This is a genomic window from Paenibacillus lautus NBRC 15380, from assembly GCF_004000945.1.
Lineage (GTDB): Bacteria > Bacillota > Bacilli > Paenibacillales > Paenibacillaceae > Paenibacillus_AQ > Paenibacillus_AQ lautus.
Window position 1 is genome coordinate 104,727 of the sequence record NZ_BIMF01000014.1, and the last position, 23,576, is coordinate 128,302.

At 48.0% G+C, this 23,576-nt stretch carries 23 protein-coding genes; all 23 read right to left on the reverse strand.

Annotated elements, in window-relative coordinates; genetic code table 11:
- Positions 1–55: 55 nt before the first annotated feature.
- Positions 56–1,009 carry an ABC transporter permease gene (locus PLA01S_RS21920; RefSeq protein ID WP_127594031.1) on the reverse strand — a complete coding sequence of 318 codons (954 nt, stop codon included), beginning with the start codon at positions 1,007–1,009 and terminating at the stop codon, positions 56–58.
- A gap of 6 nt (positions 1,010–1,015) precedes the next feature.
- A complete protein-coding gene (locus tag PLA01S_RS21925) occupies positions 1,016–2,071 on the reverse strand; it encodes an ABC transporter permease (RefSeq protein WP_127594032.1) in 1,056 nt (351 codons plus the stop codon).
- Positions 2,064–3,596: an ABC transporter ATP-binding protein gene (locus tag PLA01S_RS21930; RefSeq protein ID WP_127594033.1), complete on the reverse strand. Its 1,533-nt coding sequence runs from the start codon at positions 3,594–3,596 to the stop codon at positions 2,064–2,066. Before PLA01S_RS21930 ends, PLA01S_RS21925 begins: the two co-directional genes overlap by 8 nt.
- 393 nt (positions 3,597–3,989) lie before the next feature.
- Positions 3,990–5,102 carry a BMP family lipoprotein gene (locus tag PLA01S_RS21935; protein WP_127594034.1) on the reverse strand — a complete coding sequence of 371 codons (1,113 nt, stop codon included), beginning with the start codon at positions 5,100–5,102 and terminating at the stop codon, positions 3,990–3,992.
- 366 nt (positions 5,103–5,468) lie between these two features.
- Positions 5,469–5,657 (reverse strand): hypothetical protein, encoded by a 189-nt coding sequence (locus PLA01S_RS21940; protein WP_076322526.1) that lies wholly within the window; start codon positions 5,655–5,657, stop codon positions 5,469–5,471.
- A 497-nt stretch (positions 5,658–6,154) separates the two neighbouring features.
- Positions 6,155–8,038 (reverse strand): DUF4855 domain-containing protein, encoded by a 1,884-nt coding sequence (locus PLA01S_RS21945; protein ID WP_246059756.1) that lies wholly within the window; start codon positions 8,036–8,038, stop codon positions 6,155–6,157.
- Entirely contained in the window at positions 7,960–8,739 is a 780-nt protein-coding gene (locus tag PLA01S_RS21950; protein WP_246059758.1) for a cache domain-containing protein, read from the reverse strand. The genes PLA01S_RS21945 and PLA01S_RS21950 overlap by 79 nt, the downstream gene beginning before the upstream one ends.
- A gap of 488 nt (positions 8,740–9,227) precedes the next feature.
- Positions 9,228–10,262 carry an SPFH domain-containing protein gene (locus PLA01S_RS21955; protein ID WP_127594035.1) on the reverse strand — a complete coding sequence of 345 codons (1,035 nt, stop codon included), beginning with the start codon at positions 10,260–10,262 and terminating at the stop codon, positions 9,228–9,230.
- Positions 10,263–10,283: 21 nt separating this feature from the next.
- Positions 10,284–11,084 carry a TPM domain-containing protein gene (locus PLA01S_RS21960; RefSeq protein WP_127594036.1) on the reverse strand — a complete coding sequence of 267 codons (801 nt, stop codon included), beginning with the start codon at positions 11,082–11,084 and terminating at the stop codon, positions 10,284–10,286.
- Positions 11,081–12,112 (reverse strand): TFIIB-type zinc ribbon-containing protein, encoded by a 1,032-nt coding sequence (locus PLA01S_RS21965; RefSeq protein ID WP_127594037.1) that lies wholly within the window; start codon positions 12,110–12,112, stop codon positions 11,081–11,083. The genes PLA01S_RS21960 and PLA01S_RS21965 overlap by 4 nt, the downstream gene beginning before the upstream one ends.
- Before the next feature lie 25 nt (positions 12,113–12,137).
- Positions 12,138–12,842 carry a PspA/IM30 family protein gene (locus tag PLA01S_RS21970; protein WP_174819236.1) on the reverse strand — a complete coding sequence of 235 codons (705 nt, stop codon included), beginning with the start codon at positions 12,840–12,842 and terminating at the stop codon, positions 12,138–12,140.
- Between the two features lie 156 nt (positions 12,843–12,998).
- Positions 12,999–13,457: an Hsp20/alpha crystallin family protein gene (locus PLA01S_RS21975; protein WP_127594095.1), complete on the reverse strand. Its 459-nt coding sequence runs from the start codon at positions 13,455–13,457 to the stop codon at positions 12,999–13,001.
- A 255-nt stretch (positions 13,458–13,712) separates the two neighbouring features.
- Positions 13,713–13,940, reverse strand: coding sequence for a helix-turn-helix domain-containing protein (locus PLA01S_RS21980; protein WP_127594039.1), 228 nt, complete (start codon positions 13,938–13,940; stop codon positions 13,713–13,715).
- A 67-nt stretch (positions 13,941–14,007) separates the two neighbouring features.
- On the reverse strand, positions 14,008–14,250 hold the full coding sequence (locus PLA01S_RS21985; protein WP_100539735.1) for a cold-shock protein: 243 nt from the start codon (positions 14,248–14,250) through the stop codon (positions 14,008–14,010).
- A 100-nt stretch (positions 14,251–14,350) separates the two neighbouring features.
- Positions 14,351–14,551 carry a cold-shock protein gene (locus tag PLA01S_RS21990; RefSeq protein ID WP_127594040.1) on the reverse strand — a complete coding sequence of 67 codons (201 nt, stop codon included), beginning with the start codon at positions 14,549–14,551 and terminating at the stop codon, positions 14,351–14,353.
- Between the two features lie 322 nt (positions 14,552–14,873).
- Positions 14,874–16,679, reverse strand: a complete 1,806-nt coding sequence (locus PLA01S_RS21995; protein ID WP_127594041.1) for an ABC transporter ATP-binding protein — start codon at positions 16,677–16,679, stop codon at positions 14,874–14,876.
- Positions 16,676–17,179 (reverse strand): lasso peptide biosynthesis B2 protein, encoded by a 504-nt coding sequence (locus PLA01S_RS22000; RefSeq protein ID WP_127594042.1) that lies wholly within the window; start codon positions 17,177–17,179, stop codon positions 16,676–16,678. The genes PLA01S_RS21995 and PLA01S_RS22000 overlap by 4 nt, the downstream gene beginning before the upstream one ends.
- 2 nt (positions 17,180–17,181) lie before the next feature.
- The gene (locus PLA01S_RS22005) at positions 17,182–17,472 is read right to left on the reverse strand and encodes a lasso peptide biosynthesis PqqD family chaperone (RefSeq protein ID WP_127594043.1); all 291 of its coding nucleotides are present in this window, start codon (positions 17,470–17,472) and stop codon (positions 17,182–17,184) included.
- Between the two features lie 108 nt (positions 17,473–17,580).
- The gene (locus PLA01S_RS22010) at positions 17,581–18,753 is read right to left on the reverse strand and encodes a nucleotidyltransferase domain-containing protein (RefSeq protein ID WP_127594044.1); all 1,173 of its coding nucleotides are present in this window, start codon (positions 18,751–18,753) and stop codon (positions 17,581–17,583) included.
- Between the two features lie 52 nt (positions 18,754–18,805).
- Positions 18,806–19,771 (reverse strand): GDP-mannose 4,6-dehydratase, encoded by a 966-nt coding sequence (locus tag PLA01S_RS22015; protein ID WP_127594045.1) that lies wholly within the window; start codon positions 19,769–19,771, stop codon positions 18,806–18,808.
- Positions 19,768–20,754 carry a GDP-mannose 4,6-dehydratase gene (gene gmd / locus PLA01S_RS22020; protein ID WP_127594046.1) on the reverse strand — a complete coding sequence of 329 codons (987 nt, stop codon included), beginning with the start codon at positions 20,752–20,754 and terminating at the stop codon, positions 19,768–19,770. Before gmd ends, PLA01S_RS22015 begins: the two co-directional genes overlap by 4 nt.
- Positions 20,755–20,826: 72 nt before the next feature.
- Entirely contained in the window at positions 20,827–22,164 is a 1,338-nt protein-coding gene (locus tag PLA01S_RS22025; protein WP_127594047.1) for a UDP-glucose dehydrogenase family protein, read from the reverse strand.
- Between the two features lie 34 nt (positions 22,165–22,198).
- Positions 22,199–23,575, reverse strand: coding sequence for a sugar phosphate nucleotidyltransferase (locus tag PLA01S_RS22030; protein WP_127594048.1), 1,377 nt, complete (start codon positions 23,573–23,575; stop codon positions 22,199–22,201).
- Position 23,576 lies beyond the last annotated feature (1 nt).

The following is a 23,576-nucleotide window of genomic DNA, read 5'->3' on the forward strand; positions in this document are numbered from 1 at the left end:
AGGGGCATAGGCATATCAGAGGTTCTATTTGTCTTACATCGACTTGCGCAATGCGTTACCGTTTACCTGAATCGAACGGCTCCCCTACGGCCTTCGGCGCATTCGAGGATTTGGAGAAAATCACGAGTGCGATCAGCGTGACAACATAAGGGAAAATCTTGAGAATGACCGGCGGGATTACCGCCAATGACGGAATGACCTGCGATACATTGGCTACCGTCGTGGCAAATCCGAAGAACAAGGTGGCCAGCAGGATGCCGAGCGGTTTCCATTGTCCGAAAATCAAGGACGCCAACGCCAGGAACCCTAGTCCCGCTACGTTTCCCGTAAATTCACCGGAATACGTCAACAGAATGACCGCTCCCCCGAGTCCGGAAAAAGCACCCGAGATCATGACGCCGACATACCGCATGGACTGTACCTTAATACCTGCTACTTCCGCCGCGTGCGGATGCTCGCCGCAGGACCGGAGTCGCAGACCGAACGGCGTTCTGTACAATATTAGTGCGCTGAGCACTAACACTAACAGTACAAGCCAGGTTGTTGCATAGGTTTTGGTAAAAAACAAATCCCCAATAACCGGTATCTTAGACAGCACAGGCACATCAAACGGTGCAAAACCATTCGTGATGCTGATCTTGCCGCTCCCTGTAATGTTACGGGCAAGGAAAATCGTCAGGGCACCCGCGATCATGTTGATCGCCGTACCGCTTATGATCTGGTTGGCACTAAGGTTGATACTGGCAAAGGCATGCAATAGCGAGAATAACGCACTCGCAGCCGCTGCTGCCAATAGTCCTACCCATAATACCCACGATTGGCCGGGCCATTGGGCCTGCATTTTGAAAATGACAAAGGCTCCGATGAAAGAACCAACAATCATCAAGCCGTCAAGGCCGATATTGACGACCCCGCTTCGTTCACTGAACAGCGCGCCCAAGGCGGTAATCAAAAGCGGGATCGTGTAAGCGATGGCATACGGAAAAATCTGTTCAATCGTTGTCCACATATGTCCTTACTCCCCCTGCTTTTTATTAGCCGCGCGACGCAGCTTCAATTTACGGTATAGTCGTTCGATCAAGATGCTGGTTGCCGCAAAATAGATAATGATGGCGATAATCGAATCGGCGATTTCCGGCGGAATCTCCGTCATGGCATTCATAAACCCTCTGCCTGAGTAGAGAATCCCGAAGAACAGTGCCGACACCAAAACACCGATAGGTGCGTTGATTCCGAGCAGGGCTACGGCAATCCCGTCAAATCCCTGGCTCGGCAGAATGCCGATCTGCATGCTGGAGGCATTTCCCGCATACTGTGCAACACCCGCGAGGCCCGCGAGGCCGCCGGAGATGAACATAGACAGCACGATGCTGCGTTTGACAGCGATACCCGCATATTCGGAAGCGTGCCGGTTGAATCCGACCGCCTTCAATTCGTATCCGAGCGTTGTTTTGTTAATAAGGAAAGCGACGACCAGAACAGCAATGACCGCGATAAAAAAGCCCAGATTGACATAAGAACCTTGGAACATATCGCTGAGCCACTGCTGATGCAGCATGGCTTCCGGCGGAAGCTGACGCGATTCCGTCTCCAGACTCGCCCCTTTGAAGTAACCCGGAATGACATAATAAACGGTCCAGTAGGCGGTCCAGTTCATCATAATCGTGGATACGACCTCATGTACGTTATATTTAGCCTTCAGGAACCCTGGGACAACCGCCCATAGCGCACCTCCGATAAACCCAACCAGTACCATGATCAACAGGAGCAGAGCCCGCGGCAGGTCAAGCGAGAGGCCGACAGCCGTCGCGCAAAAGCCACCGAACAGCATCTGGCCCGCGGCACCGATATTAAACAATCCAGTGCGGAAGGCAAAGGCCACGGACAGACCGGTTAAAATAAGCGGAGTCGCCGTCGCCAGCGTATTTCCGATCCGCTCCGGGTTTTTGAGTCCACCCTGGATGAGATACTTATACCCTTCTACCGGATTATGTCCGGTCAGCGCCATAAGCAGTGCCCCCGCGATGAGTCCGAATAGGACGGCAAGCAACGATTTTACGCCGTTATTCATGTGGTGCCTCCTCTTTTTGATACCCGGCCATCATCAGTCCGAGCTCTCTTTCGTTCGTTTCGGAGGTTTTAACGATACCTACCAGTTCACCGTTATTGATAACGGCAATGCGGTCCGATAGATTCAGCACTTCATCAAGCTCCAGGGAAACCAGCAGAACGGCTTTCCCCTTGTCTCGCTGTTCGATCAGACGACGGTGAATATATTCAATCGAGCCTACGTCAAGGCCCCGGGTCGGCTGAACGGCAATAAGCAGATCCGGATCGCGCTCTACCTCGCGGCCGATGATTGCTTTTTGCTGGTTACCGCCGGACATCGAACGCACGATCGACCGGCCGCCCGTTCCGGAACGCACATCAAAGCTCTGAATGATATGCTCCGCATGCTTGCGGATCGCTGCTGGCTGGAGCAGCCCGTTCTTGGAATACGGTGGGCGGTTATACACCTCGAGGATCAAATTTTCTTCAATGGTATAATCCAGCACGAGTCCCCTCTTTTGACGGTCCTCCGGAATGTGGCCGATTCCGCTTTCATTCCGTTGACGGACAGATAGACCGTTGAGCGTTTTTCCATTCAAGCTCACCGTTCCGCTCTCCGCCTGGCGAAGTCCTGTAATGGCTTCTATCAGTTCCGATTGACCGTTACCATCCACGCCGGCAATACCCACAATCTCCCCGGCATGTAGATCGAGACTAAAGCCTTTGAGTGCATCGACTTTTTTACTGTTCTTCACGGTAAGCGATTGGATCTCAAGAACGGTTTTACCCGGTTGGCTCTCCTGCTTGTCCACCTTAAAGGACACGCTGCGGCCCACCATCATTTCGGCCATAGCCTCGCGGCTCGTGTCGGCCACCTCAACGGTACCGATCGTTTTCCCCCGGCGAATGACCGTGCATCGGTCCGCAACCGCTTTAATTTCTTTCAATTTGTGGGTGATCAGAATGATGGATTTGCCTTCATTGACCAGGTTTTTCATAATGCCCTGCAAATCTTCGATTTCCTGAGGGGTCAACACAGCGGTCGGCTCGTCGAATATGAGCACTTCCGCGTCGCGGTACAGCATTTTGAGAATTTCCACGCGCTGCTGCATCCCGACCGAGATATCCTCGATTTTGGCATAAGGGTCCACATTGAGGCCGTACCGCTTGGACAGCTCCTCGACCCGTTTGGCAGCCGATCTCACGTCCAAGCCGAAGAAGTACTTGCGCGTCTCGCTGCCCAGAATAATATTCTCGGTCACGGTAAACGGCTCGACCAATTTAAAATGCTGATGCACCATCCCGATTCCGAGTTTGTTCGCGACGTTCGGATTCGAGATCCGCACGTCCTTGCCGTTGACTTTGATTACGCCACGGTCAGGCTGATACATGCCAAACAGGATGCTCATCAAGGTGGACTTGCCCGCCCCGTTCTCACCGAGCAGCGCATGAATCTCGCCTTTTTTCAGCCTAATTGTGATATCGTCATTGGCCACGATCCCGGGAAATTCCTTGCGGATGCCCACCATCTCGACAACATAGTCCATGGTTTTGGGTCCTCTCCTTCTTTTTTGTTGAATTTTCCTGTGCATAAACTGCTTTAAAAAAACGCGGATCGACTCACTTCAAACAGCCAGAACGCAGTTGCATAGATCGATTTCTACATTCAATATCAGGATGCAATCGCTTGCGCCGGTGATACGGTCTGATACCTTAAATAGCCCCACAAAGTGGAGCCTATGCTTTGATGCTTGTTCCAAATACTTTGCGGGGGCCCCAAAACATATAAATGCGATTACAGATTGCTTACGCTTCGCTGAAATAACTTATAAATTCTAATACCTTAAAAAAAGACGGAGGGAATCCGTCTTTTTTCATGCGGTATCGCTGCTTTTCAAGTAAGTCTATCCACGTTCTGTAGATGACCTGGGTGCCTTGGATTACTTAATCAGATCGCCTTGCTCTGCGGCTACTTTAATTTCGCCGGCTTTGATCTTGCCGAACACTTCGTCTACTTGCTTCAGAACGTCATCGCTCAGGTTCGGGTTTTTCTCAGGAAGGCCGACGCCGTCATTGGTCGCATCCAGCGTAAGTGTCTGTCCGCCTGGGAATTTACCTTCGGTTTCAGCTTTGATCATATCGTAAGCTGCATGGTCGATTTTCTTCACGGCCGAAGTCAGGACAACGGATTTGTCGCCTTCGTAAACGCCATCTTGGTACTGGTCAACGTCTACGCCAACGATCCATACCTCGGATCCGTTCTGTACGCGAGTCTTCGCTTCGTTAATTGCACCCACGCCAACGCCGCCTGCTGCCGCGAAGATAACGTTCACGCCGCGGTCATACATTTGAGCCGCCAATTGGCTGCCTGCTGCAACGTCGTCAAAAGATCCTTGGTAGACAACGTTTTCTTTGTTAATTACCAGTTTCGTGCCGAGATTCTCGTTAGCATAAGCTACACCCTGCTGGAAGCCCCAGTTGAACTTCTGTACAGGAGGGATTTCCATGCCGCCGATGAAGCCCGCTTGTCCATCCTTCACATGAAGCGCAGTGGCTACGCCAGCCAGGAAGCCCGACTCTTGTTCTGCGAAGAAGATGGATACGGTATTTTCCTTAACGACCGGTGCTGCGCCCTCTTCTCCGGAATGAGGTGTTCCATCGATAATAACGAATTTAGCATCTTTATACTTGTCCTGTGCTTTGAACACGGCTGTTTCAAATTTGAAGCCTGGGGTTACAATGAATTTAAATCCGGCATCGTACAGGTTTCCGATCTCTTTTGAATAGTCGGCTTCTGTCGTTCCAGCCGGCTTGAGGTATTTATACTCCATTTTGAAGTCCTCGTTCGCCTTCACGATACCTTCGTACGTGCCTTGGTTAAACGACTTGTCATCGATCGTTCCCGCGTCTGTAACCATCCCTACCTTGAAGTTTGCCTTAGGTGCGTCGCCGCCTGCGCCGCCGCTTGGCTCTGACGCCGGTTTGTCGCCGCAGCCTGCCAGCATTGTGACAGATAACGCCAAACTGATTAAAGATATGACCCCTTTTTTCATTAAGGATAACCCTCCTAGGTATATATGCCCGAATACTAGATTCGCGCTATTTACAATATATTAATAAAACAGACCCTTTTCAACATAAATTTGGGTGAATCTGTCAAACTGCATCTGTGCCGCGGTGAAACGTTTAAGACATGTTTTATTCCATATCTAGAAGAGTTAGGAAGACTTGTTTCCTGCAGTGTTGATTTAACGGTTTTTATAGATAACACGGCGGGTTACAGTTGGTATGACACGCCAAAGTGGAAGTGCTCAGACCATTCAATTTGGAAAAAATAATAGCGCTTTATGAAAAGAAAGCACCTCGGCAAGGTGCTTACAAACATGCTGTTCATTTCAATGAAAGTTTTGAATGAATATTCATTTGCGGCGTGACTTCATCATACGATTATACGTAATCAATCCGGCAATAATCATGGCGACTACACCCAAGCTGCTTGCCGACTCCGGCGTCATGCCAAATACCCCGGCCAAATTCGTAACCAAGCTGTTCGTAAGCAGCGCTACCGCAATCAGCATAATCGGACGCCACACGCTATATCTTCTCATTCTCGCAACACCCCCAGGCAAGTTTCACAACCTATCAAACCCAAACCCTAAGATCGCTTAAACTATTAGATGCATTATACCATGAATAAGTATGCGTTTACATTAATTACAACTTTCTCAGTTTGAAATTTCCAGATAGCCCTTGATGTAGTTGGGAGACCAGCAATCCTTCTTCGCAATATCTTTAATCGTTACTGTTATTCGTTCACGATTCTTTCCTTCTCGCCCCTGGCTAATTACGCTCCTTCATTATATTACACGTGTTCATAAACATCGTGACGCGCCACATATTTCCCATGCGGTCATCAAGAACGATTCAAAAGCAAAAGCCACGGGCCACAGCGTGGAAATAACGCTGCGTCCATGGCTTTTTACGAAACATAAGTTATCATGCATCATGCTCGGCAGAATTTGTGATGGAATGCCATAATCCTAAATACATCATGGAAATCAGGCCGTATACCATCGGAATTCTGAACTCGTGCGGGAAATAAACATCAGTCCTTTTTGTTGTATTCGAATGAAATCTTAAGCGGAGCCGACATTCCTTCCACAGAGAGATAGGCGTCGCAGGTTCCCTTTAAATTGCCGGTAAGCTTGATCGTGAAATGGAAACCTCCTGTTTCCGTGCTTGTCGTTTGGCCTTCGTACCGAATTTTCCCTTTCGAATCGAGTATTTTCAAATTCACTTGGGACTGACTGCCGTTCATGACCAAACCGTCGATCGTCAATTTCTTTGCATCGGCATCCACTTCGGCTCTTGCGCCGTCGATAACCGTGCCACCCCCCGCCGGGTCGTCAATACCGAGAACTTCGATTTCATCCAGGAAGACCCAGACGTTGACCGGATATTCGACTTTGACGTAGCGGGCAGACACTTTATCGGCTCCCGCTTTCCCCGGCACGCCGTCTGTAATCCCGCTCCAGCCCACGAACTCGGCCGAGGTAACATCATGTGCCGGTGGCGGAGAAACGGTTGCCAGCGGGCTCCACGATTGGCCATCAGAAGAAACGGAAAAAGTGACGTTCTGAGGGAAATAGATGCCGGGTCCTTTATCCTGAAGAAAATGGGCTCTAATTGCCCCGATCGATTTGTTGCCGCCCAAATCAAATGTGATTGTGCGGCTTCGTTCGTCAGGGTAGTCGCTTCCCGCATGGGCCTGCCACTGCTCGTTACGGTAATCCGTCCAGCCGAATTGGCCGTCCGTAAGTTCGTTCCCGGAATCAGGATAGTTGCTGTTAGGAGGCTGCGAAACCGTGTAATTTTTGCCAAGAGCCAGATTGCTGAGCCCCCAGCCGTCAGACCAGGTATGAATGAGAACTTGGGCGTAGGTATCAAGCAGCGTTGCTGCCGGAGCGGAAATCAGCCCTTGCGCCTGCACGGCCGGGTCGTGAATGTGCGCGAGAAAATCCTGCATATACGTTACGGCATCCTCCGGCTTGTTTTCGTCCAACAGAAGCTTGATGGTCTGCAATCGATACAACAACTCATTGCCAAAAGCCGAATTGATTTCGTTCGACGCGACATAACGCTGTACAAGCTCCGTCATCGTCTCCGGCGCCGGGCTGCTGTCAATGGCGTACGTTCCGTTCAAATACTGATACAGCCAGTCATACATTAAACGCAAACTTGGATCCTTGCTTACCCCTAAGTTGTATACTGCATTATTGCCTTGATAGTGAGCTCTGAAGCCATTTTGCATCAGACCGGATCTGACGCCGCTGTCCAAGTATTCGATAAAACGCTCGCGAAGTACGGGATCTGTCAGCATTCCGTCATCAAATTCAACTTCGTTCCCCATTCCGTACCGCTTTGCAGTATTCGTAGCATCGTCCAGACGGTCGGAATCCATTCCGCCGAAGAAATAGTTAGGCTGAAGCGCAGCGGCATCGAACCCTACGTCTTTCCACATAAACATTTTGTAAGCATATGAGTGTGGAATCCAGAAAACCTTCATGTTCATGGCGTGCACTTTATCCGACACCATGCGAGCTATGTCCGGTCCCGATTCGGATATGTCGATTTGTTCCGGCATCCAGTACATGCCGACAAAATCAAGATTAGAGTAGTTGGCAGCCTGCCATCTTTGCCGGGCCTGGTCCAGCCACCACTGCACCGCTTTTCCTCTGTTTTCAGACGCTTTTTCTTTGCCTACGACGGAGTCGTTAAAGTTTAAGGAACCGCTGCCGTCAATATCGCCAAAATCTGTTAAGGATTCCCCAGGATTCGGAATCATTAACACAACCTTGACTTGATGATCGGGCTGTTTCAGCTTGGCTCCAACTTCCTTGGCAGCCTCATTCAACTGCTGCATATCACCCGTGGCTGCAAATGTTTTATCCAAATACCATTTCCAATCGTCCAGGTTCGTTTGTCCCAATGCTTTACCTCCGTCCGGACGCTCTCCATGCTCTCCGCAAGCCGTTCATCCCATTCGCCCAAGATCAATTTGCCCTGATCATCCACGATCGAGAGCAGCGTATCAGCCCTTCCGTCACCTGAGATCAAATGTTTCTGCAGTTCCTTTTTATCGAACAGGACGACAAGGTACCCGTCACGGTTTTTCTGCACAGGAGTCGAAGGAAACTGAAGCGCCAAATACGAGTTATTTCCTATCTGGTGATTAAAATAGCGGAGGAATGTCCCGGGATTACGCTCAATCCGCTGCAGCATCGGCTGATCGGCAAATTCCTCGAACGAAAGCAATCCAACTTTGGAGTCGATCACCTCACGTCTACGGACGCTAAATAAGTAAGCGGTTTCAATATAAGGCTCATTAGATAAATATTTAGTTAACACCCCCATCGTGCTTGCATTTTGCAGCAGATTGTCGGCGGAAGCATACATCCAGTTTTGAACGGTACGATCTTCGTACATGGTCAGACTGTACCATTTCAGCTTGGCCAGCATGTACTCGACCCGTTCCGCCATTTCGTCGATGCGGTCCTGATTGAACGTCCCCATCTGGGAATAAGCGAAATGAGAAAATCGGTTAGCCAGAAACAACGAGAACGGTATGATTGTAATCGCAAAAAAAATGCCGCTTATCACAAATATGCGCCAGGATGTCGATCTGAACATAGCATCCCCCTGTCTCCCTTCGTCTTTATGAGTTCTCTTTTGACCGATATGCCCTATCATAATGCACCCCTTTCCCATTTGCCTAGTTCTCATTTGTCCGTCAAGTTCTAATTCTCCGACTCCACCTCGCACGGCATGTTTTTTGAAATCTTTAGTTCGCAATGACATGCAGAAAGATGCAATGAAACTGGCGAAAGGAACAGTCGCAGATCGTGACAATGAAAGCGCAAGGATAAGATGAGGAGGAGGGGAATGCTGAAGAATGGAAACTGACAGTCAGAACAAGGAATGGAAAGGATGGGAAGATACATCACTAGATAAAGGATTCAGCGAACATAACAGCACAGCACCCTCCGCTTTAAAAGCGAGGGGTGCTGTTATGATAAGAGTTTTCACATTCGCTAGACGCCACCATTTTGCGTCATTCCAACGATGATAACGAACTTTTTGTCCAATCTTGTGCATCTTTAGTGCTGCTAGTCGCAAATTCAACCAAGCTTCTGCCCACAATTCGGACAGAAGTTCGCCCCTTCATTCTTTGCGCCGCAGTTCGGGCAGAAGTTGGGCTTCTTGTTTCCTTCGGAAGGGGATGAGGCCGCGGGAGCGGATGGTTCCTTCTCAACCGGAGGCTGTTGGTTTTGATTCGGATGGTTCGGGTTCTGATTATGTTGGTTCTGGTTCTGATTCATATTTTTCATCATTTCATTGGCCATGTTCATCCCCATCATCATGCCTGCCATATCCGAAGCCGCACCGCCGCCTTGCACCTTGCCGGACGCAATCCCGTCCGTCATGCTGACCTGCTGGTACTTTTGCAGATTGCCGATCATTTCATGGGAAGCCGTCTTCGTGATCATGTCGTGAATTTCCTTCGGATAATTGAAGCTCATCACCTGGAAGCCGGTGATCGTTATCCCGTTGTCCATCACTTCCATGTCGAGGTCTTCCCGAATCCCTCTCGCGATATCGGAGGCGTTCGCCTGCAGATTAAACATGTCCTTGCCTTCGCGACTAATCCATTTCATCAACAATTGATCGAGCACCGAAGTGATCCGGATCTTAACATCCTCCACAAGGTAGCTCTCTTTGATCCCGGCTATTTTGTCGATCAGCGTCACATAATCATTCACTTTAAAATTGAACGTGCCGTTAGCACGGATCGGCATCCCGCCCGGAAGCTGCGGCGTCGGAATGAGCACCGGATTCTGCGTCCCCCATCGGACGGTGAATTCCTTCGTGTTAACGAACAGGACTTCCACGCGCATGCCGCTGTTAAAGCCAAATTTAAACCCCTTTAAAGTAGAAAGGAACGGAATGATATCCGAGTCGATGTTATATACGCCTTCATCCTCAAAAATCCCCTCGATCTTGCCGTTATTGACAAAAATCGCGTCCTGACCGGAGCGGATAACCAGCTTACTCCCTTTTTTAATCTCCCGGTTGCTCCATTTCCAGAAAATCATATCGTCCCTAAACTCTTCCCATTCCACGACATTAGAGAATTGGTTCTTGAAAAATCCCATCGATGCTATCCATCCCTTCCATTAAAATTTCCCGCTGCTGCTGCTATGCGAATGGCCGCCACTGCTAACGCCGCCTCCGCCTCCGCCGCCCGAGCCGCTGCTCGTGTTGCGCTCGATCTTCTGCTTCGTTACTGTTGTTCTAATATAACGGTCCTGCTGGTTCAGTATCCCCGATGTGCTGGTATCCTCATAGGTTCGGCTGTTGACCGTCACCCGGCCGCCGGAGCGGTAAGCCATGATACCCACGGCGATAGCGCCGATGGCAGCGGCAGCTCCCAGTTGAAACCAAATATTAAACAGAATATTATCCGGGTTCACGTCCGGCTCAAAGCCCATATACCGATGAGCGGTTTTAATGTATTTTTCAAAAGCCTTTTTATAATCACCATTGGACAAATCGGGCGTAATCTTGCTGCGTATTTTGGTGAGCCTACCGGAATCGAGATATTTCTCGGCCTTATAATAACCTTCCAAATGCACGTTACGAGAACCATCACGAGCACTCATAACTATGGTCAAAATAACGGTATTGCCGTGTGGCTTATCATACCCAGGTGCATACTCATCGTAAAAGTTTTCTGTCCATGTCTCATAATCGTCATTCTCGACACGGTCAACCGTAAGGATCATAAAGTCCGTCTCGCGTTCGGCACCGTACTCATTCGCCATCGCATTCAGCTCATCCCGTTCTTCCGGACTGAGCAGATTGGCTTCATCAAAGATCAATGGCTTATCATCTTCAGCTTTGACCATCAGGGCCGGAACCATCAGGTAGGCAACCAGGAAAAACAGAACCGCCCCTAATATATATCGCCTTCTCACAGGAAACCTCCTCCCATCGCCCAGGAGATCAGCTTCAAGGATAACAAGGAGACGCCCGAAATGCCCGCGAACCACCCGGTCACCTTCGCTTTGCTGATCGGCGGTTTGCCGACCACCTTGCCCGTCTGGCCATTCATCGCAAATGTATACTCCGATTTATTGTAATCATAGTGCACCATCCATACCGGAAGAAGAACATAATCCGCCTGTTTCTTGGTGGTATCGATCTGTTTGTTGGTATAATTCACGGTTGTGTATCCTGAGACCGCCGACGAAATATACGAATCAATGAAGGAGCTGATCTTTTCTTTTGCACGCGGAAGAAGCTGCTCGTCGTCATGGCTGTATTTTTCCGCAATATACCCGGCGAGATACGGTGTCCTGAATTCCTTCAGCTGCTGATAGGGAAAAGGCTCCAGCTTATCCATCAGCTCATCGCTCATTTTCTCCGAAGCGTCGATCGGCACTTTCACATAGTTCAAGAGGATCTTCCGGTAGATGTCAAAATGCTGGGTCTCCGTGTATTGATAATCTCCTTGCGTGTAAGTTCTCACCTTGGTGCCCTGTCCATGTACCTCAACTCGATTATGTAGCTCATACAGCCAGAAGGGGACGTAGATCCCGGTGATGCCCTTGATCCGGTCCGCTGTCATAAACCCGCTTGGCGTCAAAAGGCCGTTCCGGCACCATTTCTTGAACGCCTTCATTGCCTCTTCCTTCGTAATCGAAAAAGGGATGACCTTCACCGGAGCCAACTCGCCGCTCAACCGGTCGCTAAGCACGACAGCCGATCCGCAGAAGCTGCAGGTCGTGGCGCTGGTCTCCGGCTCGGTCACAATCACGGCTCCGCAGCTGTTGCAATGGTACTCCTTTACCTCGTCTTCCGCGAACACCTGCTTCTTCAGCGGGTCGGGGATTTCCTCGATATTGTCTTTTCTTCCGCAGCTGGGGCAAGACAACATTCCCGTATCGCCGTCAAAAACCATGCCACTGCCGCAGTTCGGACATTTGTATTCAATTACCGGCATTTGCTCACCTCGATAACAATGATGATTATTCTTTCTTTTTCAGCTTTTCTTTGATTGCCTCCAGTTCATCCTCGGTAGAGGGAGTCTCCAGTAGAGCAGCTCCGTCCTTGCCCATATTCTTCTCCAATTCAACGATCAAATCGTCCAGATCGTCCTCCTTGGCTCCAGCACGAAGTTCAGCCAGGGCCTCCGCTTCATCCAAAGCACGGCTCGCTTTCTCCTCCATGGTATGGAATGCCGCATTGGCACCGCCCAAGGAAGAACGGCCGGAATTCAGCTCCTGCTGGGCTTTGGCAGCCGCCATTTTCCCTTTCAACTCGGCATAGCGCGCTTCCAGTTGGCTCATGTCCGACACCAGCTTATCCTGCATTTGTTTCATCCTGACGGCGTTTGCGGAAGCCGATTCGTATGCTGCCTGCAGTTCGTTCAAGTTCTCGGCCTGCGCTGCTTTTCTCTCCAGGAACTTCAGGGCATCGTCCTCGTTTCCGGCTTCCACGGCCTTCTCTGCATATCGCTGCAGCTTCTTGATCTCGCCACTGCACTCATCAAGCGCCCGCTTCGCTCTTCGCTCATCCGAGAGCACGGAAGCCGTCTCCGCTTTTACCTTACCCAAGTCCGCATTCAAGCTACGCATATAAGTGTCAACTGTTTTCTCCGGATCTTCCGTCCGATCCAACAGCCCGTTCACATTCACCTTCATAACATCCTTAAACCTCGATAAGATTCCCACCATGAGTGTCCCCCTCGAAAAGTTTACATTTAAACTATAATACCCTATATACCGACAAAAGGTTTCAATTGCCGAAATTCGATGGAATATATGTAAATTTATTGCTATGGAAAACAAAAAAATACCCTCCGACCTAATGATCGGAGGGTGTATATATTAGATATCATCCCGAATCTGGATACGCTTCTTACCAGGTTCAGGCTGTTTCGGTATTTCAAGCTTAAGGACTCCATCCTTCAGGGAAGCTTCGATTTGGTCCTCGGCTATGTTTTGCACGTAAAATCTGCGCACATACTCGCCATAACGGCGTTCCTTCCGGACGATCTGCTGCTTCGTATCCTCAACGCTGTGATCCTCCTTGCGAACGGCTTTGATCGTTAAGTAAGGGTCAGCGTAGCTGATTTCGATGTCGTCTTTTTGAAAACCTGGAAGCTCCGCCTCAACCAGATAAGCGCGCTCCGTCTCTTTTATGTCTGTTTTGAAAGACATCATCGAACCTTTGAACGGTGCAAACACTTCATCATGAAATGCATCGTTAAAGACATCGTGAAATGACTTCACCAACTGTCCGAAGGCATCCTCTCTGCGCTTTCCAAATGGCATCAAATCAAACATCATAGATTTCCCCTTTCTTGTTTGACCTTATTTGACCTTACGCCTTTATTATATGCCTGTATCGCATAAATGCCAAAACCGATTACGAAGAAAATAGGACTAAAATAGCGTATTTTCAACTGATTTCCCGAATGAATTGGTTTCGATCTTTCGATTTGACCTTTTTTGACCTTTTAGCCATTCCGCTTCCACGTTCCATAAAAAAAGGACACCCGAATGGGTGCCCGTTTCACTTATATATTGGGGTGATTAGACCTACCGTTTTTTCACAATATGATCGATTTCACTTTTCAACAAAAGGTATCGATGCACGCTTCTCATGATCGGAACTTTGGTCAGCTTATTCTGGTCGACATAGCTTTTCATTTGATCTTTGGACAGACCTAACAATTGACCTGCCTCAGAAACGGTTAATACTTCTTCATTACTGGTGGCATTAAACGTTTTTTTCACCTTTAAATTCCAATCTTCGAATACCTGCATGAGATCTCAACCTTTCTTTAACACAACGAATAGAACAAAATGGTGAAGGAGCCGTGAGAGCTGCCCCCTACGATTTGGTGTCCTTGCGTTGATTCTTACGGTAAAGCTTGATTTGCTGATCCGACGAAACAAGGATCGGCAGGATTTTATTGCTGCTGACCATGGATGACGCGCATTGTGAACAAACGGGAACTTCCTTGAACGAAAAGCTATCTCGAATCCAACCGTTACACCCTTCCTTCGTACAAGACCAGATCGCGGTCATCTCTTCCGGCAGATTTTCCAGTGGTTTATTCCAAGAATAAGACAATGAACTTCCCCCTTTAGCTACATTTTTAACGCCCTCATGCTGGTTGAGCTCTATTATAAAAAAAACCCCAAACGGTACGTTTGGGGATCTTTTCTCGAATCTACAGTTTTACAACGTTCTCGGCTTGCTGTCCGCGGTTGCCTTGAACTACGTTAAATTCAACACGTTGTCCTTCATCAAGCGACTTGAAGCCGTCACCAGTGATTGCACTGAAGTGTACGAATACATCTTCGCCACCTTGAACCTCGATGAAACCAAAGCCTTTTTCTGCGTTAAACCATTTTACTGTTCCTGTTTGCATAGAAACACCTCCTAAATTTATATGATTTTCTCATTTTTGGTTAAAAAACAAAAAATTCACATATTGCACAAGGTTCCTAATCAAAATAATAACCCTCTGCAATATGTGAATCTCAGGTCAAAATCCCAATAAACTTATTATACCCCAACCGATCCAAAATAGCAAATGTATTTCATTCTTATTTACCGCTTCCTACTAGTCAAACAAAAGATTCTGCGCAAAAAAACGGCCATCTCCCGATACATACCGGGAAATGGCCGTAGATTACTGCTGTCAACATGTCTTGCGAATACAAAGTGTTATTTACGCGATCCAACCAGAGTTACATCTGAGCCCCTGTCTGATAACTGAGCAGCTGTCGGAAAGTGCCTTTATGATCCTGAGACAGCTGCTGATAACCCCCCTGCTGGATAACTCGCCCTTGCTCCATCACGATGACCTGATCCGCATGGCGAATGGTGGACAGTCGGTGGGCGATCACGATGATCGTCATGCTCCCTTTCAGCTGTTCCAACGCTTCCTGGATCCGCTGCTCGTTCTCACTGTCAAGCGCGCTTGTCGCTTCATCCAACACAAGTATCGAAGGCTTCTTCAAGATAGCTCTGGCCAGCACAATCCGCTGACGTTCTCCCCCGGACAAGCGGATACCGCGGTCACCAATGACGGTATCGAGGCCTAGTGGAAGCCCGTGCACGAATTCGTCGGAGGCTGAAAACCTCAGCGCTTCCCACAGCTCGTTATCCGAGGCATCTGGAGCAACCAGCTTCAGGTTATCCCGGATGCTCTCATTGAAGAGGAAAGGATCCTGCGCCACATATCCGATACCTCCTCGGATCGACATCAGCTGACGTTCGTCCTCCATGGACACGCCGTCCACAAGAACTTGCCCGCTCTCCGGTTGGATCAGCCCCATGAGAAGATCGATAAGGGTGCTCTTGCCCGCGCCTGATTTGCCAACGATGGCCGTCATGCGATTGGCAGGAATATGTAGGTTGATATCTCGCAAAGCATAAACGGGGGAAGCGGCATCGTACCGATAGTCCACATGACTACAATCAATTCCATGCTGCAGCTGATGTCGCTCGCTGCCTGTCATCGGAATCGATCCGGCAATCTCCCTATCCACCTCGTATTCCGCTTGCAGCTCGCGTATCGCCCGGAAGGCCGGGAAATTCGACACGAGCTGCTCGGTGCTCGATTGAATGCTGATAAATCTTGGCCATAAGCGCGAGAAGATAAGAACGATCATCAGCAGCTGCTCCGCAGGCGTACGCAGCACTTCCAGCGCCAAATACACAAATCCAGCAACCAGCAAGACGGACGCGAGCCGATAAATCAGTTGGGACAAGGAGTTGATTCTGCCAAATTGGATGAAATTATGCTCCATTTTTCGCGACAGCCTGTCAAACCAGCTCATATGAAATGGCTCCAACCGGTTGCTCTTGATATCCTTGATGCCGTTGAAATGTTCGCTGATGCCGGCAAAATAATATTTCGACAGCTCTGTCGTCTGCTCACCGATCCGCTTCGATCGCCGGATGAATCGGCGTCCAAACAAGGCAAGGAGCCCTCCGCTCAACAGGACAATGAGGGTCAGCATCGGGGCCAGCCATAGGGCAAGGCCGATCTGAATGATCGTGAACAAGAAGGACGAGACCATCTGCAAGAATAGAAACGTGCCCTGATTCACGCGCCCGAGTTCATTGGTCATGACATGGTTGAAATCCGACTTGCGGTGGCGCAGGAAGAACTCCCATTTGGCATGCAGCAACCCCTGATACGTTTCCATGCGCAGTTTACGAATGAATCGCTGCAATATTTTGGCATTTAACAGGTTCTGGCTGCGCTGCAGCAAGGCTTGCCCGCCCACAATCACAACATATAGAGCCAGCACCATCGGCAAATTAAGCTGCAATGACCATGTGCCCGCAAGGTCCATCAAGGTTGAGACGAGCGGCACCCCGCTCAAATCGGTCTCGAATACGCCGATGACACCGAGAAGCGGAACGATCAAATAGATGCCGATGCCGTCCAGAATACTGATGATCAGGATCATACACATATTGAGGTAGAGTTTAACCCCGGCCATCCCATGCATTTTACGGATAAAATAAAAGAGATCCCTCAATGTAAAAACTCCTTATCGGATGACCGCTTAAAGTTCAAGTCCCCGGCCCCCATATCCTTACCGAATATCCCGACGACGGCATACCTTTCGTGCCCTTCTCTTCCCGTTACAATATAAGAGCCGCAGCGGAGCCAGGCATGGGCAACCATCATTCCTTTGTCGTCCCGGCCGCTTCCCAGATAAAGCGTACTCGGAATCCCTCTTCGCTCCAGCATCTTCATCGCGGCAACGGCTTTAACCAGGCACTGGCTTTCCCACCATGTGACACGGCTCATGGTATGAACGGCTCTCGAGATTTGGCGGACAAGCAAAAGCTCCTGCTCCGTATAACCCACATACGGCGTCTCCTTCATAGGTTCTCCCAGAGACGGAGACACCTTTTGAAAAGGAAACAGCTTGAACACCCTTCCCCAGGCCAGATAAACATAAGCTTCTGCCAGCATAAGCTTCATGCTGACAGGATAAGACATGAATCGGCGTGCTTTCCGGTACAGGCTCATTGCTATTTATCCACCTGAACAAGGCCTTCCGTAGCTAACTGCTTGAGGAATAGTCGCACCTGCTGCTCACAGAGCTCCGGCTCGATCTCATACTCCAATACCAATTGATCCACCATATTGGAAATCGTGACAGGAGACGAAATAAGTTCCCATATCCGCCCGCCAATCCGTCCCAGATTATAATACTTGCCGTTTTCGATGCTCAGCATCACCTTCTCGCCATCCATATCACTGACCAGGAAACCTTCGGATTGCACAACAAGCGCGTCCGTCGTGATTAATTCCGTACTCATGGATAGAACCCCCTTTTTCAGCTTTATAAGCTGGCTTGAGAAATATTTCATGTTACCCGCTTCTACAAATCGGATTGCGATCCAAATTATAAAAGCGATGATACGCCCTTAAATCGACGGTTGCTTGATACGCCGCCAGAACCAAAGAAATGGCCGAAGCGGAAAATACAGGAAATGCAGTGATTTTGGTAATGGCAGCACTGAAGCGTCCCGCGAATTGGGCAGAAACTTATTCAATATATACAGGGTTTTCTGTTTACCCGTCATTAATGAGAAAAGGTAACGGTTGTAGCGCCATGCCACGCTTTTCTCCGGCACCGGGTTCAATTTCACGATTCTTTTAATAAAGTAGAGTGCGCTTTCTGCAAGACGATGGGCCTTTGAGTTCATAGTCAGCACAGTCAAATCGTGCGGAATGTCAACTGAGAACAATCGCGACAAGAGAACGAAAGCCTGCCCTACATATTGCTGTCCCCCATATCGCTCAAAGTGAGCTCTCATATCGCTGCTGTTTATGATCGGGAGCAGCCTTTCAATATCCATCAGCCAACGCAGCCGGAACCAACCATGCCTGGCACCATGGTCGGCCAGATAGCTTAGCAAATCCTCATTGCCCAGATAATGATAAATCTGATGCGACAGCATTACATCATTCCTGCGCTCCCACAATAAATCGAAGGAAAATGACTTGTCATAATGAGGATTTAATCGCCAGTGAACTTCGATCTGTGCCGAATGGTTTTTATGCTCATAGGACAAGTGATGGCTTGTTTTTTTCCAATTTTCCAAGATACGTTCATCCTGCAATTCGTACCCAAGCTGTACCAATACCCGCTCAGCCTTCTCCACGTCATCCGCATCCACCAAGATATCCAAATCCTTCGAAGTCCTGTGTGCCAGATCCCCGTAGAGCTGCGTAGCTAGAATAGGGCCCTTAAGCAGAAGCGTACGCACCCCATTATCCTTGAGCGCCTCACAAAGCTGACTCATTTCTCTGCTTAAATGCAGCATTTTCATCACGTTGTTATGATAATGCTGCTGAAGGGATGTCATAACCTCAGACGGAATTAGTGATGCATTCACTCCTTTAAATCGCAGATATACAAGCGGATAAACTCGGTGGTGCAGCGCGAGTTTCATGAACATTTTCCAGTCGATATCCGATGCATATTGCTTAACGAGTATTTCATCATAGGCGTTATTGCGCAGAAGATAGAGTAAAAAAGACAGTTCTTTTGATATATCGCTCAGGTCCAGCTTAACGCCATCTTCATTAATCAAGGTATCCACCTCCTATCTATGCAAATTAGTAGGCAGTAGGATCCACATCCAATCAGCTCTTCCGACCGCCTAATGTCAGTTGTTCAAACTGCTCCTTCCAATACATATAAATATCTCTCAAACTATTTTCTAATGAGATGGAAGGGGTCCACCCGGTCGACTCCATCAACTTATGGTTCGAGCCATAATACTCAGGTACATTATTCGGTCTTAATTTGTCTTTGTTTACGACAACTTCAATGGGTTTTGAAGAAAAAGATACGAGTAACGTAAGGATGTCTTGGATGGATACACATTTACCGGAGCATACGTTATAGACTTCTCCCGATTTACCTTTTTCAACAAGCAGCCGGTACGCCTCGACGATATCTCTTACATCTGTAAAATCTCGTTTACTGCTCAAATCTCCTACAGAGATCACCGGCTCAGCTTTACCCAGCTCTATCTTAATCAACTGGTTGGCAAAGTCACTTGTCACGAAACCAAGGGCTTGGCCTGGTCCTATATGATTAAAGGCTCGGGCGTGAATAATATTCATCTCATGAATGCTGCAATATGAGTGTATCAACTTACTCAAAGTAAGTTTGGACAACCCATAAGGGTTGCCAGGATTCGTATCTGCGTCCTCCACAATTGGTAAATCTTTAACCAATCCGTACTCTTCCGATGAGCCTATCGATATAATCCTTACTCTGCTTCTTATGGAGGAATCCTTTACAGCCTCAAATAATCCAATAGCATCCATCACATTCGATTGAAAGGTTTCATTAATATGACTCCATGAATACTGGACTGAGCTTTGACCCGATAGGTGAAAGATGACATCCGGTCTTACTTCTTCCATAACTTTCGTTATCGCTTCTTTATCAGAGAAATCCATCTTAAGGATCTTCACATCACCTAGCATGGAAGAAGGCACCTCACGTGACGTGCCCCAGACTTCATATCCATGATTAACTAGATTTTGCGCTAGGTACCTGCCCACAAAACCACTTACTCCAGTAATTAAGGCTTTCATTGATGTACCAATACATTATTGTTGCTGGAGATCTTCTGCAAATCGTTATCGACCATCATCTTAACCATTTGCTCAAATCCAACCTCCAACTTCCATCCCAGCTTCTCGTTCGCTTTTGAACAATCCCCTAGCAATAAATCCACCTCAGCCGGACGAACAAACTTCTCATCAATTACAACATAATCTCTCCAGTTGAGATCCACATGACTAAAGGCAATGGAGACAAGCTCCTCTACGGTATGGGTTTCTCCTGTTGAAATAACAAAATCCTCTGCCTTGTCTTGCTGCAGCATAAGCCACATGGCCTTTACATAGTCTCCTGCAAATCCCCAATCACGTTTGGCATCCAGGTTACCCAGTCGTAATTCGGTTTGGAGTCCTAATTTAATTCTTGCAACCGCGTCTGTTACCTTTCTGGTAACGAATTCCACGCCTCTGCGAGGAGACTCATGGTTGAACAAGATACCGGAACAAGCATACATATCATAGCTTTCTCGATAATTAACTGTTATCCAGTGTCCATATACTTTGGCAACACCGTAAGGGCTGCGCGGATAGAATGGTGTTGTCTCCTTCTGAGGTGTTTCCACCACTTTACCAAACATCTCACTGCTCGATGCCTGATAGAATCTTGCATCTGGCTTTGCATAGCGTACAGCCTCGAGCATATTGGCGACACCAATCGCTGTTGATTGTCCTGTCAGTACAGGCTGAATCCAGGAAGTACCTACGAAAGATTGGGCTGCCAAATTATAAACCTCATCCGGATTCGAAATGCGCACCGCATTCATTAGTGAACCCTGATCCAGTAAATCACCATCGATAAATTCAATCTCATGCTTAATATGTTCGATATTCTCCATGATTGGTGTACTGGTTCTTCTACGCAGTCCATAGACCTTATAGCCCTTCTCCAGCAATAATTCCGCCAAATAGGAGCCGTCCTGTCCAGTTATTCCAGTAACGAGTGCATTCTTAGTCACGATAAATCTTCCCCTTTATAAATAATTTATAATACTATTGGTGGAATGCATGTTTCTCCGACAATCACTGATCTACAAGGCAAGGGATGGTGCCTTCTCCTTAATTCCTCCCCGCATATTGGGCCTGCCAACCGAATAATAAACAAGCTGGGTATTGGCCAACTGCTCTTCCGTGTATATATTTCTTCCATCGATCAGATAAGGTGATTTCAACCATTGGGCAATGTCGGTTAACGAGATACGCTCAAATTCCTTCCATTCGGTCAGAAGGCATAGTGCGTCTGCCTGCCAAGCCGCTTCCTTTGCATCCTTACAGTAAACAATCTGTTTAAAATCTGAATGCTTTCTGAAATTGTCGGATGCAATCGGATCATAAGCTCTAATTCTAGCCCCCCGCTCCTGCAAGGCAGCAATAATTTCGAACGCGGGAGAGTCGCGAACATCATCCGTCTCCGGCTTGAACGCTAACCCCCAAATGCCGATTGTCGCCCCGGATAAATTACCCAGTAAAGTCTCGAGCTTGCGGACCACATTAAACCGTTGATCACGATTAACTTCAACAACGGACTTCAAGAGCTTGAAATCATAATCCATCTGTCCCGCTATTTGGATAAGTGCTTGTGTATCCTTAGGGAAGCAGGAGCCACCGTAACCAATGCCCGCTTTCAAAAATGAAGAGCCGATGCGTCTGTCATAGCCCATACCAGAGGCTACCTTCGTCACATCGGCTCCAACTTTTTCACATATATTCGCAATTTCGTTTATAAAAGATATTTTGGTTGCCAGAAAAGCATTCGAGGCGTATTTAATCATCTCGGCACTCCGAATATCGGTTACGATGATATCCGAGGTTAACGTTTTATGAAGCTCAACCAGTTGTCTCTCCGCTCTCTCGCTGTCGGTGCCAATGATGATGCGATCCGGATTCAACGTATCATAAACCGCTGTTCCTTCACGTAAAAATTCAGGAACCGACGCGATATCAAAGGGTTCATTCGTATATTCAGAAATGATTTCCCGAACCTTCTCGTTGGTTCCAACCGGAACCGTGCTCTTCGTTACGATAATTTTGTAACTGTTCATGGCTCGCCCGATCTCTTTAGCCGCCTGTTCGATGTAGCTCAGATTGGCATGACCATTAGGCAAGGATGGCGTTCCGACTGCGATAATGATAATATCCGAGCTCTTGACCGATTCATTTAGGTCTGTTGTAAAGCTTAATCTGCCTGCTGCTTGGTTCGTAACGATCAATTGTTGAAGCTCTGGTTCGTATATGGGAACCTCTCCTCGATTAAGCAGCTCGATCTTCTGTTCGATTTTATCGACGCATATAACTTCATTCCCCAGCTCAGCAAAGCATACGCCCGAGACCAGTCCAACATACCCGGTTCCAATGACCGTTAATTTCATCTCTTATCACTCCCATGAGTAGTGAAAATCTCTGTTACACAGAAACAATATGAATGATTTCCTCCCACCTGGTGGCCAGTCTCACAATATCGTCTTCAATGAGCTCACTACCCGTCTGAACCTCAATAATTTCTAGCTCTGTTATCGCTCTTATGCTATGCTTCGCTTCGATCGGAATGACAATGACATCGCCAGCTTTAATATGACGGACATCATCATTTAGTATCATTTCACCTTCTCCGGATATTACCGTCCACACTTCTCTGCGCAGCATATGGTATTGATAGCTTAAATTTTGCCCTTCATGAATACAGATACGCTTCGTTAATACCTCGCAGCCATTCGGATATTTAGTATAGTCAAGTACACGATAGCGTCCCCAGCGGCGCTCTTCATGCATGGGCCGTTGATCTCCAAATTTGACCACCTCTTTAAGCCGCGTACTGGCATTCTTCTCAGATACAAGAATCCCGTCCGGACTAGCAGCAACGATCAAATTCCGAGCACCTATGACGGTTATTGGAATATCCAGCTCATTAATAACATGTGTGTTGGAAGAATCCTCGCTCAATGTGCCCCGCCCCACTAAGGGGTCTTTGATTTCCTCTGTCAGGACATTCCATGTGCCTAAGTCTTTCCACAAGCCGCTATAAGGCATAACCACAATATTATTTGCTTTCTCCACTACAGCGTAATCGAAGCTCGTCTTGTGCATTCGGTTATACTGTAGAAGTAATTCATCATATTGAATGGGGAGAGACTGCTCTATAAGATGATTGATGAGATAACCGAGCCGAAAAGCAAATACGCCGCAATTCCAGAGGGCGGATTGCTCTAACAGCTGAAGAGCCTGTTGTTCTTCAGGCTTCTCAACGAAATGGCTAACCTTGTAGAATTCCATCCCATTGCTTAACTGCGATACAGACTGCGGTATGATATAACCAAATTTCGAGGAGGGATGATCTGGCGAAACCCCCATTAATCCAAGATCCGCTTCCGTTTCAAGCATTAATGCTTCCAGTCCCTTTACTTTCTCAAAGAAGTGATCCTCTACAAAAGGATCAACGGGAAGCACAATGACAACGTCATTCAGACTGACACCCTTCACTGAGTATAAATAACCGGCAGTTAAGGCAATTGCCGGGAAAGTATCTCTTCGTTCAGGTTCAACAACGATTTCCACCTCGTGTCCAAGCTGATTTTGAAGCAGTTCAACTTGCGATCTTCCGGTTGCGACAACAGCAGTCTGAGTTAAGTTCATCTTGCCAAGCTGATTCCATACCCTCTGTACCATCGATTCACGTTGGCCAGCTGCGTTATTCAGTATTTTAAGAAACTGTTTGGATCGTGTCTCATTAGACAGCGGCCACAATCGGTTTCCGCTACCTCCTGACAATAGAACAATATGCATT